At 67.5% G+C, this 12621-nt stretch carries 14 protein-coding genes; 2 read left to right on the top strand and 12 right to left on the bottom strand.

The genetic code is table 11. The features are described 5' to 3' along the window. Nucleotides 1-30: 30 nt before the first annotated feature. The 11 genes from dmpE to DIE23_RS40170 form a co-directional block, all read right to left on the bottom strand. Nucleotides 31-813, bottom strand: coding sequence for a 2-oxopent-4-enoate hydratase (gene dmpE / locus DIE23_RS15200; RefSeq protein WP_124612878.1), 783 nt, complete (start codon nucleotides 811-813; stop codon nucleotides 31-33). 29 nt (nucleotides 814-842) lie between these two features. Then, the gene (locus DIE23_RS15195; protein ID WP_124612877.1) at nucleotides 843-2354 is read right to left on the bottom strand and encodes a 2-hydroxymuconic semialdehyde dehydrogenase; all 1512 of its coding nucleotides are present in this window, start codon (nucleotides 2352-2354) and stop codon (nucleotides 843-845) included. A gap of 67 nt (nucleotides 2355-2421) precedes the next feature. Next, nucleotides 2422-2871, bottom strand: a complete 450-nt coding sequence (locus DIE23_RS15190) for a heme-binding protein (protein WP_124612876.1) — start codon at nucleotides 2869-2871, stop codon at nucleotides 2422-2424. Nucleotides 2872-2892: 21 nt separating this feature from the next. Beyond that, complete coding sequence (locus DIE23_RS15185; protein WP_124612875.1) at nucleotides 2893-3837, bottom strand: catechol 2,3-dioxygenase; 945 nt, start codon at nucleotides 3835-3837, stop codon at nucleotides 2893-2895. A 17-nt stretch (nucleotides 3838-3854) separates the two neighbouring features. Continuing rightward, complete coding sequence (locus DIE23_RS15180; protein WP_124612874.1) at nucleotides 3855-4211, bottom strand: 2Fe-2S iron-sulfur cluster-binding protein; 357 nt, start codon at nucleotides 4209-4211, stop codon at nucleotides 3855-3857. A 1-nt stretch (nucleotide 4212) separates the two neighbouring features. Then, entirely contained in the window at nucleotides 4213-5277 is a 1065-nt protein-coding gene (locus DIE23_RS15175) for an NADH:ubiquinone reductase (Na(+)-transporting) subunit F (protein WP_124612873.1), read from the bottom strand. Between the two features lie 25 nt (nucleotides 5278-5302). Further along, complete coding sequence (locus tag DIE23_RS15170; protein WP_124612872.1) at nucleotides 5303-5659, bottom strand: phenol hydroxylase subunit P4; 357 nt, start codon at nucleotides 5657-5659, stop codon at nucleotides 5303-5305. Between the two features lie 80 nt (nucleotides 5660-5739). Further along, nucleotides 5740-7290: an aromatic/alkene/methane monooxygenase hydroxylase/oxygenase subunit alpha gene (locus DIE23_RS15165; RefSeq protein ID WP_124612871.1), complete on the bottom strand. Its 1551-nt coding sequence runs from the start codon at nucleotides 7288-7290 to the stop codon at nucleotides 5740-5742. A 38-nt stretch (nucleotides 7291-7328) separates the two neighbouring features. Beyond that, nucleotides 7329-7598: an MmoB/DmpM family protein gene (locus tag DIE23_RS15160; RefSeq protein WP_124612870.1), complete on the bottom strand. Its 270-nt coding sequence runs from the start codon at nucleotides 7596-7598 to the stop codon at nucleotides 7329-7331. A 37-nt stretch (nucleotides 7599-7635) separates the two neighbouring features. Beyond that, entirely contained in the window at nucleotides 7636-8631 is a 996-nt protein-coding gene (locus DIE23_RS15155) for a phenol hydroxylase (protein ID WP_124612869.1), read from the bottom strand. A gap of 16 nt (nucleotides 8632-8647) precedes the next feature. Then, nucleotides 8648-9034 (bottom strand): phenol hydroxylase subunit, encoded by a 387-nt coding sequence (locus DIE23_RS40170; protein WP_260436072.1) that lies wholly within the window; start codon nucleotides 9032-9034, stop codon nucleotides 8648-8650. 130 nt (nucleotides 9035-9164) lie between these two features. Between DIE23_RS40170 and DIE23_RS15145 the strand changes: the two genes are divergently transcribed. After that, nucleotides 9165-10853: a sigma-54-dependent Fis family transcriptional regulator gene (locus tag DIE23_RS15145; protein ID WP_124612868.1), complete on the top strand. Its 1689-nt coding sequence runs from the start codon at nucleotides 9165-9167 to the stop codon at nucleotides 10851-10853. A 1-nt stretch (nucleotide 10854) separates the two neighbouring features. Beyond that, a complete protein-coding gene (locus tag DIE23_RS15140; protein WP_124612867.1) occupies nucleotides 10855-11595 on the top strand; it encodes a GntR family transcriptional regulator in 741 nt (246 codons plus the stop codon). Nucleotides 11596-11619: 24 nt separating this feature from the next. Here the strand turns inward: DIE23_RS15140 and DIE23_RS15135 are convergent, their stop codons facing one another. Next, on the bottom strand, nucleotides 11620-12444 hold the full coding sequence (locus tag DIE23_RS15135; RefSeq protein WP_124612866.1) for a phosphate/phosphite/phosphonate ABC transporter substrate-binding protein: 825 nt from the start codon (nucleotides 12442-12444) through the stop codon (nucleotides 11620-11622). Nucleotides 12445-12621 lie beyond the last annotated feature (177 nt).

The raw sequence follows: 12621 nt of genomic DNA, 5'->3' as shown, positions 1-12621 counted from the left end.
CGTTTGCGTGGAAAGGGGAACGGGCGGTGCTCACGCGAACCGCACCGAACACGCGCCGATCCCGCCGATCGACACGCGGAAGTTGTCGCCGCGCCCGACCGGCGCCATCGCGGCGAGCGCACCGGACAGGATCACTTCGCCGGCCTTCAGCGGAATGCCGAGGCGGCCGAGCGTGTTGGCGAGCCACGCGACCGCGTTCACCGGCGAGCCGAGCGCGGCCGCGCCAGCGCCCGTGCCGATCACGTCGCCGTTCTTCTCGAGCACCATCCCGCAGGTCGACAGGTCGACACTGCGCGTGCTCACCGCGCGGTCGCCGAGCACGAACACGCCGCACGACGCGTTGTCGGCCACCGTGTCGCCGATGCGGATCTTCCAGTCGCGGATCCGCGAATCGACGATCTCGAAGCACGGCATCACGCATTCGGTCGCGGCCAGCACCATCGCGTTCGTCACGCCGGGGCCGAGCAGGTCGCGCTTCAGCACGAACGCGATCTCGCCTTCGGCCTTCGGCTGGATCAGCGTGTCGAGCGCGATGCATTCGCCTTCGCCGTACACCATGCCCGACAGCAGGTAGCCGAAATCGGGCTGGTAGACGCCGAGCATGTCCATCACCGCCTTCGACGTGACGCCGATCTTCTTGCCGATGACGGTCTCGCCCGCGTCCAGCCGGCGCTGCACGAAGCGCTGCTGGATCCGGTACGCGTCGTCGACCGACAGGTCCTCGTGCTGCGACGTCAGCGGCGCGACGGGCGTACGCGACGTCATCGCGTCGTACAGCCGATCGCCCAGCGTGGTGATCAACGTGGAGTCCATATGAATCGTCCAGTCAGTAGAAAAGGGGATCAGAGCTTGATGCAGACGTTGCGCAGCTCCGTGTAGAACTCGAGCGAATGCACGCCGCCTTCGCGGCCGATGCCCGATTGCTTCGCGCCGCCGAACGCGGTGCGCAGGTCGCGCAGGAACCACGCGTTGACCCACGCGATGCCGACGTCGATCGACGCGGCGACGCGATGCGCACGCGACAGGTTGGTGGTCCAGATCGCGGTCGACAGCCCGTACGCATTCGCGTTCGCGCGGCCGATCACCTCGGCTTCGGAATCGAACGGCATCACGAGCGTGCACGGCCCGAAGATCTCGTCGCGCGCGATCGGCGAATCGTCGCCGAGGCCGGTCCAGATCGTCGGCTGCACCCAAGCGCCATCGCGCAGGTCGGCCGGCATGTCGGGCACGCCGCCGCCCGTCACGACCGTCGCGCCGAGTTCGGCCGCCTTGCGGTAGTACGACAGCACCTTGCCGCGGTGCTCCTGGCTGATCAGCGGGCCGAGGCCGGTCGTGTCCGCTTCCGGCCGGCCCGGCTGCAACCGCTCGGCGCCGGCCTTCAGCGCGGCGACGAAGCGCTCGAACAGCGGACGCTCGACATAGACGCGCTCGGTGCCGAGGCACACCTGCCCCGCGTTCGCGAAGCACGAGCGCAGCGTGCCTTCGACGGCCGCGTCGAAATCGCAGTCCGCGAACACGATCGCCGCGTTCTTGCCGCCCATCTCGAGGCTGACGGGCCGCGCGCCGTCGGCCGCGGCCTTCATGATCGCCGCGCCGGTGCGCGTCTCGCCGGTGAACGTGATCGCGTTCACGCCCGGATGGGTCGTCAGGAATTCGCCAGCCGAGTCGGGCCCGAAGCCGTGCACGACGTTGTAGACGCCGCGCGGCACGCCAGCCGCGTTCATCACCTCGCCGAGCAGCGCGGCCGTTTGCGGCGTTTCCTCGGACGGCTTCACGACCACCGTGTTGCCGCACGCGAGCGCAGGCCCCACCTTCCACGTCATCAGCAGCAGCGGCAGGTTCCACGGGCAGATCACGCCGACCACGCCGACCGGCCGGCGGATCGCGTAGTTGAGCGCGCCCGCGCCGTCCGGCGTCGCCATTTCGAAGGTTTCGCCGGGCACGTTCTTCACGACGTCGGCGAACACCTTGAAGTTCGCCGCGCCGCGCGGGATGTCGATATGGCTCGCGAGGCTCACCGGCTTGCCGGTGTCGGCGACTTCCGCTTCGAGGAAATCGTCGAAGCGGCGCGTGATGCCGTCGGCGACCGCGTACAGCAGATCGACGCGCTGCGCGACCGTCAGGCCGCCCCACGGCCCGGCCAGTGCCGCGCGTGCGGCCTGCACCGCCGCGTCGACGTCGGCGCGGCTCGCTTCGGCCACGCGTGCGATCACCGCGTTGTCGAGCGGCGAGCGCTTGTCGAACCAGCGTTCGCCCGCGCGATAGTCGCCGTCGATGAAATTGCGGACGAGCCGCGGTTCCGGCTGCCCGCCGGTGGGGCCGCGTGTCGCGGCGATGGGTTCGGTGTCATACATGATGTGTGTGCCGATAGTCGTGAATCCGTGATCCGTGGGTTCGTGAAGCGCGTTCGCGTGCCGTGCGTCATGGCCCGCCGAAACCGGCCGCGTCGAGGCCCGCGTGCGCGCATTGCTCGTCCTGCGTCTCGCTGCCGCCCGACACGCCGATGCCGCCGATCAATGCACCGTCGTCGACGATCGGCAGACCGCCGCCGAACGCGACGAAGCGCGGCCGCAGCACGAGGCCCTGCCGCACCGCATCCGAGTGCGACGCCAGCGCGTCGTGCCACGCGCCGGTCGGCAGGCCGAAGCTCGCGGCCGTGTACGCCTTGTCGATCGCGATGTCGATCGAATGCAGCGGCGCGCCGGGCATGCGCACGAATGCCGCGAGCAGCCCGGCCGCATCGACGACCGCGACGTTCACACGCACGCCGAGCCGCTCGGCGGCCTCGGCCGCCGCCTGCGCCGCGCGAGACGCGGCGGGCCAGTCGATCGTGCGCACGTCGACGCTGCGGGTCGTATCGTTTCGGTTCATGACGCGGGGCTCCTTCGCGGCTCAGGTGTAGACGGTCGTGAACGCTTCGTTCAGCTCGCCGGAGTGGAAGAAGATCCCGCGCCCGAGTTCCTCCTCGGTCCACGTCGTGACCGGGCGATCGGGTTGCGCGAGGTAGCCGAGCCCCGCGAAGGTCTCGTTGCGGTTGCCGCTCGGATCGAAGAAATAGATCGTGGTGCCGCGCGTGATCCCGTGGCGCGTCGGCGCGACGTCGATCTTCACCTTGTTCTTCGCCATCACGTCGGCCGACTTCAGCACGTCGGCCCAGTCGTCGAGGAAGAACGCGATGTGATGCAGGCCGTTGCTCGGACCGCCGACGAACGCGATGTCGTGCGGCGTCGTGCTGCGGAACATCCACGTCGCGGCCTGGATCGTGTTGCCCGGGCCGACCATCACCTGCTCCGCCAGATGGAAGTCGAGACACTCGGCCATGAAGCGCGTGTTCTCCTCGACGCGGTTCACGCCCGCCTCGGGGTTCAACTCGCACATCAGCAGGCAGTGATCGAGCCAGTGCACGGCCGAGCCCGGAACGTCGTCGGGCCAGGGATCGGGGTTCAGCGAGCCGACCGCGGTGCCCACCAGCTCCTTCTTCGCGAACAGCCGCAGCTCGTGCCCGCTCGGCAGCAGGAACCGCAACTGGCGGCCCACGCCCGGCAGCGCGCCTTCCGGCAGCATCTCGGTCGCGATGCCATACGCTTCGATGCGCTGCTGCAGCGCGTCCAGGTCGGCGTCATGCTCGACCTTGTAGGCGGCATGCTTGAGCCCCGCCTGGTCGGACGGCGACAGGATCAGCGAATACTTGTCCCATTCGTCCCAGCATTTCAGGTAGACGTTGCCGGCCCCGTCGCGCATCGTCTCCTGCAATCCGAGTACGCGTACGTAGTGACGCAACGCCGCTTCCATGTCCATCACCTTCAGATTGACATGACCAATACGCATCACACCCATGGTGAGTCTCCTCCTGGTTACTTGTTGATCGCCGGCGCGCCGGCACAGGCCGCGCCGCAGAAGAACGGTTTTTTCAGCTGGCCGGCCACTTCGAGTTCGACGTCGCCGTCCGGCACCACGCGGCACGCGAGCGCATAGCCGTCGTGCTCTTCTTCGGCGCTGACGTGTGCGCGGCTGACCGGCCCGAGCTTGTGCACCGAACCGCGCAGCACGCGCACCTTGCACACGCCGCACCCGCCGTTCAGGCACCCGACCGGAATGCCGCGCCGGCCGAGTTTCGCCATGCCGGCCAGCAACGACTCGCCGGACACGCACGCATAGCGCTCGTCGGTCTGCGCGATCCTGACCGTCCCGCATACGCGGCCCGCGTCCATGTCACACCCGCCGGAACAGCGGGCTGCGCGTCTGTTGCGCGTCGGCCGCCGAGATGAACTTCTCGTGGTAGATGTCGCGCTCGAACAGGCGGCCCTGCATCAGGGTCGTGATGCAGGCGTCGATCATCGCCGGCGGTCCGCACAGGTACGCCTGGTGCCCCGAGAAATCGCCGTCGAAATGCGCCTTCGCAACGTCGTGCACGAACCCCTGCGCGACGCCGTCGCCCGCGTCGGCCGCACCTTCGGACAGCGCCGGCACGTACGTGAAGTTGGGATGGCATTCGGCGAGCGCGCGAAACTCGTCGTGGTAATAGAGTTCCTTCGCGTTGCGTTGCCCGTAGACCAGCGTGATCGGCGCGGTGACGCCGCTCGCGAGCAGGTCCGCGATCATCGAGCGCGGGCTCGACAGGCCCGACCCGCCGGCCATGAAGATCATCGGCCGCGCGGCCGAGCGGCGCACGAAGAAGCGGCCGTACGGGCCCGACAGGCGCACGCGGTCGCCCGTCGCCAGCTGCTCGTGCAGGTAGCCGGTGCCGAGCCCGCCCGGCACCTGACGCACGTTCAGCTCGATCTCGCCGGTGGCCGCGACGTCGGCCGGCGCATTCGCGATAGAGAACGCGCGGCTCTGCCCGAGGCCGGGAATCTCGAGCTGCACGTACTGGCCCGCCTGGAAATGGATCGGCTGCGACAGCTTCAGGCGGATCGACTTGATGGTCGGCGTCAGCTGCTCGATGCGCACCACGTCGGCCGCGAAGTCCTTGACCGGGATGATCTCCGCGTCCGGCTCCTCGTCGACGTCGGCCTCGATCACGGTGTCGGCCTGCAGCGTGGCGCAGCACGCGAGCGCCTTGCCTTCCTCGCGCTCGAAATCCATCAGCGCGAACGGATTCGCGTCGCCGAGATCGGTCTCGCCGTCGAGCACGGCGACCTTGCAGGTGCCGCACAGGCCGTGGCAGCACGCGTGCGGGATGTAGATGCCCTGGCGCAGCGCCGCATCGAGCATCGTCTGTCCTTCCTCGACCTCGATCGTGACGCCCAGCGGCTCGATGGTAAGTTGGTGGCTCATGATGGTTCGCTCGTCCGCGTGGCGGTCAGAAGCTCGCGCCGCCCAGGCCGTCGAGGCCCGGCGTGCGGAAGCTGATCAGGTCCTTGTGCCCGAGGCCGTTGTCGGCCAGGCTCTTCGCTGCATCCGGCGTCCACGGCTCGCCGGAGCGAAACCACTCGACGCGATCCCAGTCGATCTTCGCGAAGTCGGGGTGATAGCCATAAATCGGCGGCAGCACGTCGCGCGCGAGCGCGCCGAACGGCATGTCGGGCGGCAGCGGCAGGCAGAACGGCGCCGGGAACATCAGGTGGCCCTCCCAGCACACGTAAAGCAGCGGCGCCGGAAACTTCTCGACCGTGTCCTTGATCGGAAAGTCGTAGGGTTTGAGCGCGATGACGGTCATGCTTGTCTCCTGTCGGCCGGCGTTTGCGGATTCGCGCATGCGCCGGTCTCGTTCAAGGTTGCGTATGGGTTACGTATCGATCAGTTGCGCGTGGCCTGGCCGCGCCATGCCGCGAAGTTCTTCTGGTCTTCCGAGCCTTCGAAATCGAGGTTGTCGCGGCCCATCTGCACTTCGTAGTAGTCGAGCACCGCGGCGAGCGGATCGAAGCCTTCCGCGGTCGGGTCCGCGTCGGGCGGGAAGCAGTTGCCCTGATAGATCTGGTGCACCGGCAGCCACGCCTGCACGTACTTCTGCGGCTCGTGGTCGAAGATTTCCTTGCAGTGATCGCTGCAGAAATGGAACTTGTTGCCGAGATAGTTCGACTCGCGCGCGCCGATCTTCGTCGGGTTGCCGGGCTCGGTGAACAGCATCGGGATCTGGCAGGTCTGGCACAGCATCGGCAGCGTCTTCATGTAGAAGCGGTTGCCTTCCTTTGCCTGCTCGCCCCAGTAGTCGAAACGCGGACGGTAGTAGCGGTCGAACGAATCCGGATACTTCGCGGACAGCCACGCCATCTCGTCTTCGGTCGGCACCCAGGTGTGGAACGCCGACGCCGCGTTGAAGCCGTAGAACGTCGACCATGCCTGGTGACTGATGTGGTCCTTGCCTTCGCACGCATCCTGCCAGCCCTTCGGCTCGCGAATGCCATAGCGCGCGAGATCCTTGAACAGCGCGCCGCCGTTCTGCTCCGCGTACATCTCCCACGATTCGCGCCAGCTCATCACGCGCTTCGGCTGCATGTAGTCCATCATCATCGCGACCAGCGTCAGCAGCCGGTAGCCGCGCCAGAACCACTTGTCGATCCAGCGCTGCACGATCGGCACGTTGTCCGGATCCTGCTCGAGCATGAACTTGATGCACTCGATGCCGAGCGTCATGTGGCGCGACTCGTCCGACTGCGCGGAAAAGCCGAACGTGACGGTCGACATGTCGCCGTTGTACGCGGCGCCCGACATGAACGGCACGAACAGCAGGTTCGTCAGCACGTATTCGAACGAGAAGCTGACCGCGGTCAGGAACTCGAACGGGCCGGCCGAATACGCATCCTCGAAGAACGACTTCGGCACCGACAGGTACCACACGCGGTCGAACCAGTGGTTCGAGTGATGAAAGCCGTTGAAGAACTTGTTGTACGTCGACATCGCGTGCGTTTCGGTCTGGTAGTGCCGCAGCTCGTCGATCGACTGCATCTGGCACGCGATGCGTGCGCCCTCGCCGGTGAAGTGTCGGCCGACGTGCGCGAAGCCGCGATGCGCGAGATATTCGAGCGGCGTCACGCCCTGGATGAACAGCTTCAGCGCATTGATGTAGCGCGCGTCGGTCACGCCGAGGAACGCGTTGTTCTGCGTGAACGCGTCGATCACGGCGTACAGTTTCTTTTCCTTCTCGCCCTGGTATTTCCAGTACGCGTCCATCGTCAGACGGAACGGGTCGACCCACTTGTCCCAGTCGTGGATCTTGATGCCCTCGTAGCGGTCGTACGGGAAAACCTTGTCCATCGGCTGATAGGTCGTCTCCCAGCCGAGGCCGCGCGTCATCGCCGCGTAGCGGTCCTTCAGGCCGAGCTTTTTCTTGAGCGTTGGCGTGTCCATTCGTGTCTCCGGTGTTGTCGGTGCGTGGTGCGCGGCGTTCAGTGCGACCAGCTCAGCGTGAACTGGTCGTCGTCCTCGTCGATGTGGCCGGACAGCGTGATCAGGTTCACCTGCAGCTGCTGCAGGTCGAAACGCGTGCCGGTCAGTTCCTCGATCGTTTCGCGGCGGATCGTCAGCCGGTCCGGCGCGTCGATCTTGACCATCCCGGGCGACTCGACCACCACCGCGCGCGGGTTGTCGGCGACGATCGCGTCGACGATCGGTCTGGAGTCCTCATTGGCCTGAAAGGCGATGAATACGTTGGACATGCTGGCTTTCCTTGGGTTGTGGGGTGGATGCCCGTCGTCAGAGCGCGATGCCGAGCCTGGCGACGCGCGCATGGAACTGCTCGCGCACTTCGTCGAGCGCCGCCCGCCCGGCGTCCTGCAGCGCGCGCGCGGCGACCGGCGCGAGCGCCGCGTCGGCCCGTGCGGACCAGTCGCGGGTCCAGCGGGCGAGCAGCGCGCGGTTGTCGTCGGATTCGGCGGCCATGGTCTTCACCACCGCATCGATCCAGCGGTTCGATTCGGTGTGCCATTCCGGCATGAATGCCGTGAGCATCGCGACGGCCGAGCCGCCCGCGAGCGCGATCCGTTCGTCGACGAAGCGGTCGTACACGAGCGGATACAGCAGGCCGTCGAGCGCGAGGTTCTGCGCGACGAACAGCTCGACCGGGTCGGTCACGACCAGCGTGTCCTCGACGTAGCGGCGCAGCGGCTGCCATGCGGCGTCGTTCGTCCAGGTCGCCTTGGCCGCGTCGAGCACGTCGGGCTCTGCCATCGCGAGCGCGAGGCGCGTCAGGTACTGCGCGACGCCGAGGTTGTCCATCGCATGGAACATCGCGGGTGCCGTGAACGCGGTGCCGTAGCCGAGCGCGCAGATCTGCGCGTTGTTCATGTTCGCGCCCCATGCGGCATGGCGCAGCGGCACCAGCACGTCGAGCGCCTGCGCGGCCACGTCGTCGCGCATCAGGCCGATCATCCGGCGCGACTCGACGAACTCGAAGTTCGACTCCATCGCGTCCTGCTGGCGCGCCCGCGTCGTCGCCCACGACGCGTAGTAGAACTGGCGCGGATCCTTCAATGCGTACCAGTTCGCCATCCGGATCGCCGAACGCGACGGATCGAAGATCTCGTGGTCCGGGTCCCAGGTGGGCCGGTAATGGAAGTTCGCCTGGGGCTGCGCGCCCATCATGCCTTCCTGGTAGCGCGTCGCCGTCTTGTCGCCGCCGATGTTCTGCGCGACATGCGCGAAGGTGTGCCGGAGCGGCTTGATGTCGACTGTCTTCAGCTCGATGGTCACTTCTTGCTCCTCAAGGTCATGGGTTCGCTTCGACGTCGAGCCGCGTGACCTGCTGTTCGCGGCAGAACGCATCGAAGGCGGCAGGAGACAACGCCAGCTCGACGAACAGGTCCGGCGCGCCGCCGAGCGAAAACTCGAATTCGACGAAGCCGCGCATGTTCGTGCCGGTCACGCGGACGCACTTGCGGCCGGGGTCGAGCGGGGAAAGATCGGTCGGGTGCTGGTTCATGATCGGTGTCGCCTCCATGCCGGACTTCATTGCAGCATCCGTGCCACGTTCGGCCAGGCACCCAAAAAATCTCGATAATTCAGGGAAAGCCCTGACGCAAAGTTCAAATTCGCGATCCACAATGGCGGTTAACCAGAACGGAAAACGCCCGCCGGCGATCGCGCCGAAACCCACATCCGGCGGCCGTTTTCATCATTTGAGCAACCCGGTCGAGCGCATTTGATGAAATGATCAAATCGATCCGCTTGCCGCGACGCTGCTGGCGAAAATTTTGAAAATCACGAGAAATCTCGACGGAGACGACATGACGCGGCCCAGCCTGCCCCCTTTGCCGCCGGACACCGACCTGCGCAAGCTGATCCATTTTTCGGCGAGCGACGGCCGCATCTGGCTGGCCGGACAGCGGATGGTGCTGCTGCATGCCGGCGCGCTGGCGACGCTGCGCCAGGAACTGATGGAAAGCGTCGGCCCGGCGCAGACGCGGCGTTTCTTCACGCGGGTCGGCTTCGCCGCGGGCGAGCGGGACGCCGCGCTCGCCCGCGAGATCCGCAGCGGCGCGTCGCTGTTCGACATGTTTCATGTCGGCCCGCAGCTGCACATGCTCGAAGGCGCGGTGCAGGTCACGCCGTTGCGTTTCGAGGCCGATCCCGCAACGGGCGCGTTCTATTGCGAATACCGCTGGGAACATTCATGGGAAGCCGACGTGCACCGCCGCACGTTCGGTCCACAGCCGGAACCCGTGTGCTGGATGCTGATCGGCTATGCGACCGGTTACACGAGCGCGTTCATCGGCCGCCAGATCCTGTTCAAGGAGACGACCTGCGTCGGCATGAACGACCCGCACTGCACGATCGTCGGCAAGCCGGCCGACGAATGGCCCGACGCGGAAGAGATCGCGTCGTGGTTCAAGGCCGACTCGCTGATCAACACGATCCGCGACCTGCAGACCGAAGTCGAATCGCTGCGTCTCGAGATGACGCCCGACGACGGCCGGACCCGTCTCGTCGGCCGCTCCGATGCGTTCCGCGCGGCGTATGCACTGCTGGAGACGGCCGCGCCGACCAAGGTCGCCGTGCTGCTCACCGGCGAAACGGGCGTCGGCAAGGAGCGCTTCGCGCGTGCGCTGCACAGCCTCAGCCCGCGCGCGCCGAAGCCGTTCGTCGCGATCAACTGCGCGGCCATTCCGCATGCGCTGATCGAGTCCGAACTGTTCGGCGCGGAGAAAGGCGCGTTCACGGGCTCGCAAGCCGCGCGCGCGGGGCGCTTCGAGCGCGCGGACGGCGGCACGCTGTTTCTCGACGAGATCGGCGAGTTGCCGCTCGATGTCCAGGCGAAGCTGCTGCGCGTGCTTCAGGAGGGCGAGGTCGAGCGGCTCGGCGCGACCGACGGCCGGAAGGTGGACGTCCGCGTCGTCGCGGCAACCAACCGCGATCTCGAGCAGGCGGTGCGCGACGGCACCTTTCGCGCCGACCTCTTTTACCGGATCAACGTCTACCCGGTGCTGATCCCGCCGCTGCGCGACCGGCAGGACGACATCGCGCCGCTCGCGGACGCGATGCTCGAACGTTTCGCGGCCGTGCACGGCAAGCCGGCGCCCACGCTGACCGACTACGCCTACGACGCGCTGCGCGGCTACCGCTGGCCCGGCAACGTGCGCGAACTCGAGAACCTGATCGAGCGCGCGGTGATCCTGTCGCGCCCGAACCGCCCGGTCGACGCGAAGGACCTGTTCCCCGGTGTCGGGTCGCCCGGCGGGGCAACGGTCGACCGGGCCGGACAGATCCGGCCGGCGGCCGCGATGTCGATCGACTGCGGATCGATCCTCGACCAGCTGCAGGGCGGCGGCGGGCTCGACGGCCTCGAGCGGGCGCTGCTGCACGAGGCCGTGGACCGCGCGAACGGCAACCTGTCGGCCGCCGCGCGCCTGCTCGGGCTGACGCGCGCGCAGCTCAGCTATCGGCTCAACCGCAAACAGGATCAGGAGGACGCGTGACATGAACACCATCCTGCCCGCCCATCCGTTCGACGACCCGCTGCCGGCGCTCGAGCCGGCCGCCGACGATACCGCCGAGCCGCACGCCCGCACGCTCAGCGAGCACGCGTATCACCAGCTTCGGCAGCACATCATCGAAGGGCATTACCCACCCGGCGCGAAGCTGCGCGTCGAGCATCTGAAGGACGTGTACGGCGTCGGCGCGGGCACGCTGCGCGAGGCGCTCACGCGGCTCGTCAGCGACGCGCTGGTCGTCGCCGAAGGGCAGCGCGGGTTTCGCGTGACGCCGATGTCGGTCGACGATCTGGAGGCGATCACGCGGCTGCGCATTCATATCGAGGTCGATGCGCTGCGCGACTCCGTGCGGCGCGGCGACGACGCCTGGGCGCAGCGCGTGCGGCAGAGCTTCGACCAGTTGTCGGCCTGGGAACAGCCGGTGTCCATCGAGAACCGCGCCGCATGGGAAGCGTGCAACCGGCGCTTTCACGAAGCGCTGATCTCGGCGGCCGCGACGCCCTGGACGTACCTGATCCTGCGCATGCTGTCGCAGCAAAGCGAACGCTACCGGCGCGTGTGCATCGGGCTCGGCGATTCGAAGCGCGACGTGCATGCGGAGCACACGTGTCTGTTCGAGGCCGCGATGCGCCGCGCCGACGCGCGCGCGGCACTCGCGCTCGAAGACCATATCGGCACCACGCTCGCCGTGGTGCGCAATGCGCCGCCCGGTACGTTGCCGTTCTAGCGCACCGCCGCGCGGACGACGCGCTCACGCCAGGTCGGGATACCCTTGCGCGGCCGCGTCCAGCGCGAAGCGGGCAATCGTGTCGTAGGCGTCCGGCGGCAGGCGCTCGAATCCCTTCAGCCGCAGGGCGTGCGCCCGTTCCGGATCGACCGCGACCGCGTGATCGAGCGCATCCTGCAACGCCCCCACGAGTCGCCCTTCCAGCGCCTTCGACGCAATCAACGGCAACCCCGGTGCCGACGCCGTCATGCCGATGATCCGGATCTCGTTCAACAGCTCGGGCTGCGCATCGCGCACATACGCGAAAGTCACGCAGTCGATCGCCGCGCAATCGGCGTCGCCGTCCGCCAGCGCGCGCAGCACGTTCAGGTGCGAGCCGAACGACACGACCGAACCGAAGAAACGTCCGTCATGCGCATGCGGCGCGACCGCATGCCGGAACGCGTTCATCCCGCTGTGCGAATCCGCGCCGTTGAATGCGGCCCGCAATCCGCGACAGGCAGCCGGCGTCGTCGCGCCGCCCGCATGCACGCGCGCCGACACGACCAGCACGCTGCTGTAGCGGGCGCCGTCGCAGCCGGGCGCATCGAAGGCCGGCGTCGCGATCAAGTGCACGGCATCGCGCAATCCGAGCATCCGGTACGGATAACCGCACGTCTGCGACAGCAGCAGGTCGTCGCGTCGCCACAGCGCGTGCAGATCCCCGAACGGCTCGTCGAGCAGCGCGACGCCGGCAGGCCCGCCGGTGCGCGCGAACGCGTCGAGCGCATCGCGCAGCAGCGCGCGCCACAGTGCGGCGTGGCGCGGCGTCACGTTGTACATCGGCAGTCCAGCGATCCATGGGCTCATGCGGGCATTCTACGCATCGGCGGTGCCTTGGAGAAAGCCCGTTCGCTTGCGCTTCGGCGGGGTCCGGCGCGCGGCGGGGGCAGTCAATGCTTATCGGCCGCGCAGCGATAAGCAAATGCGAATTGCTTGGTTGGCCTGACTACGCGGCCCGGTTAGCGTTCCAGTGTCGCGATGCCG

It is taken from the genome of Burkholderia sp. Bp9143 (assembly GCF_003853645.1).
In the GTDB taxonomy this organism is placed as follows: Bacteria; Pseudomonadota; Gammaproteobacteria; order Burkholderiales; family Burkholderiaceae; genus Burkholderia.
The sequence above is the reverse complement of the archived record's forward strand: the minus strand, read 5'-3'. Positions and strand labels throughout refer to the sequence as shown.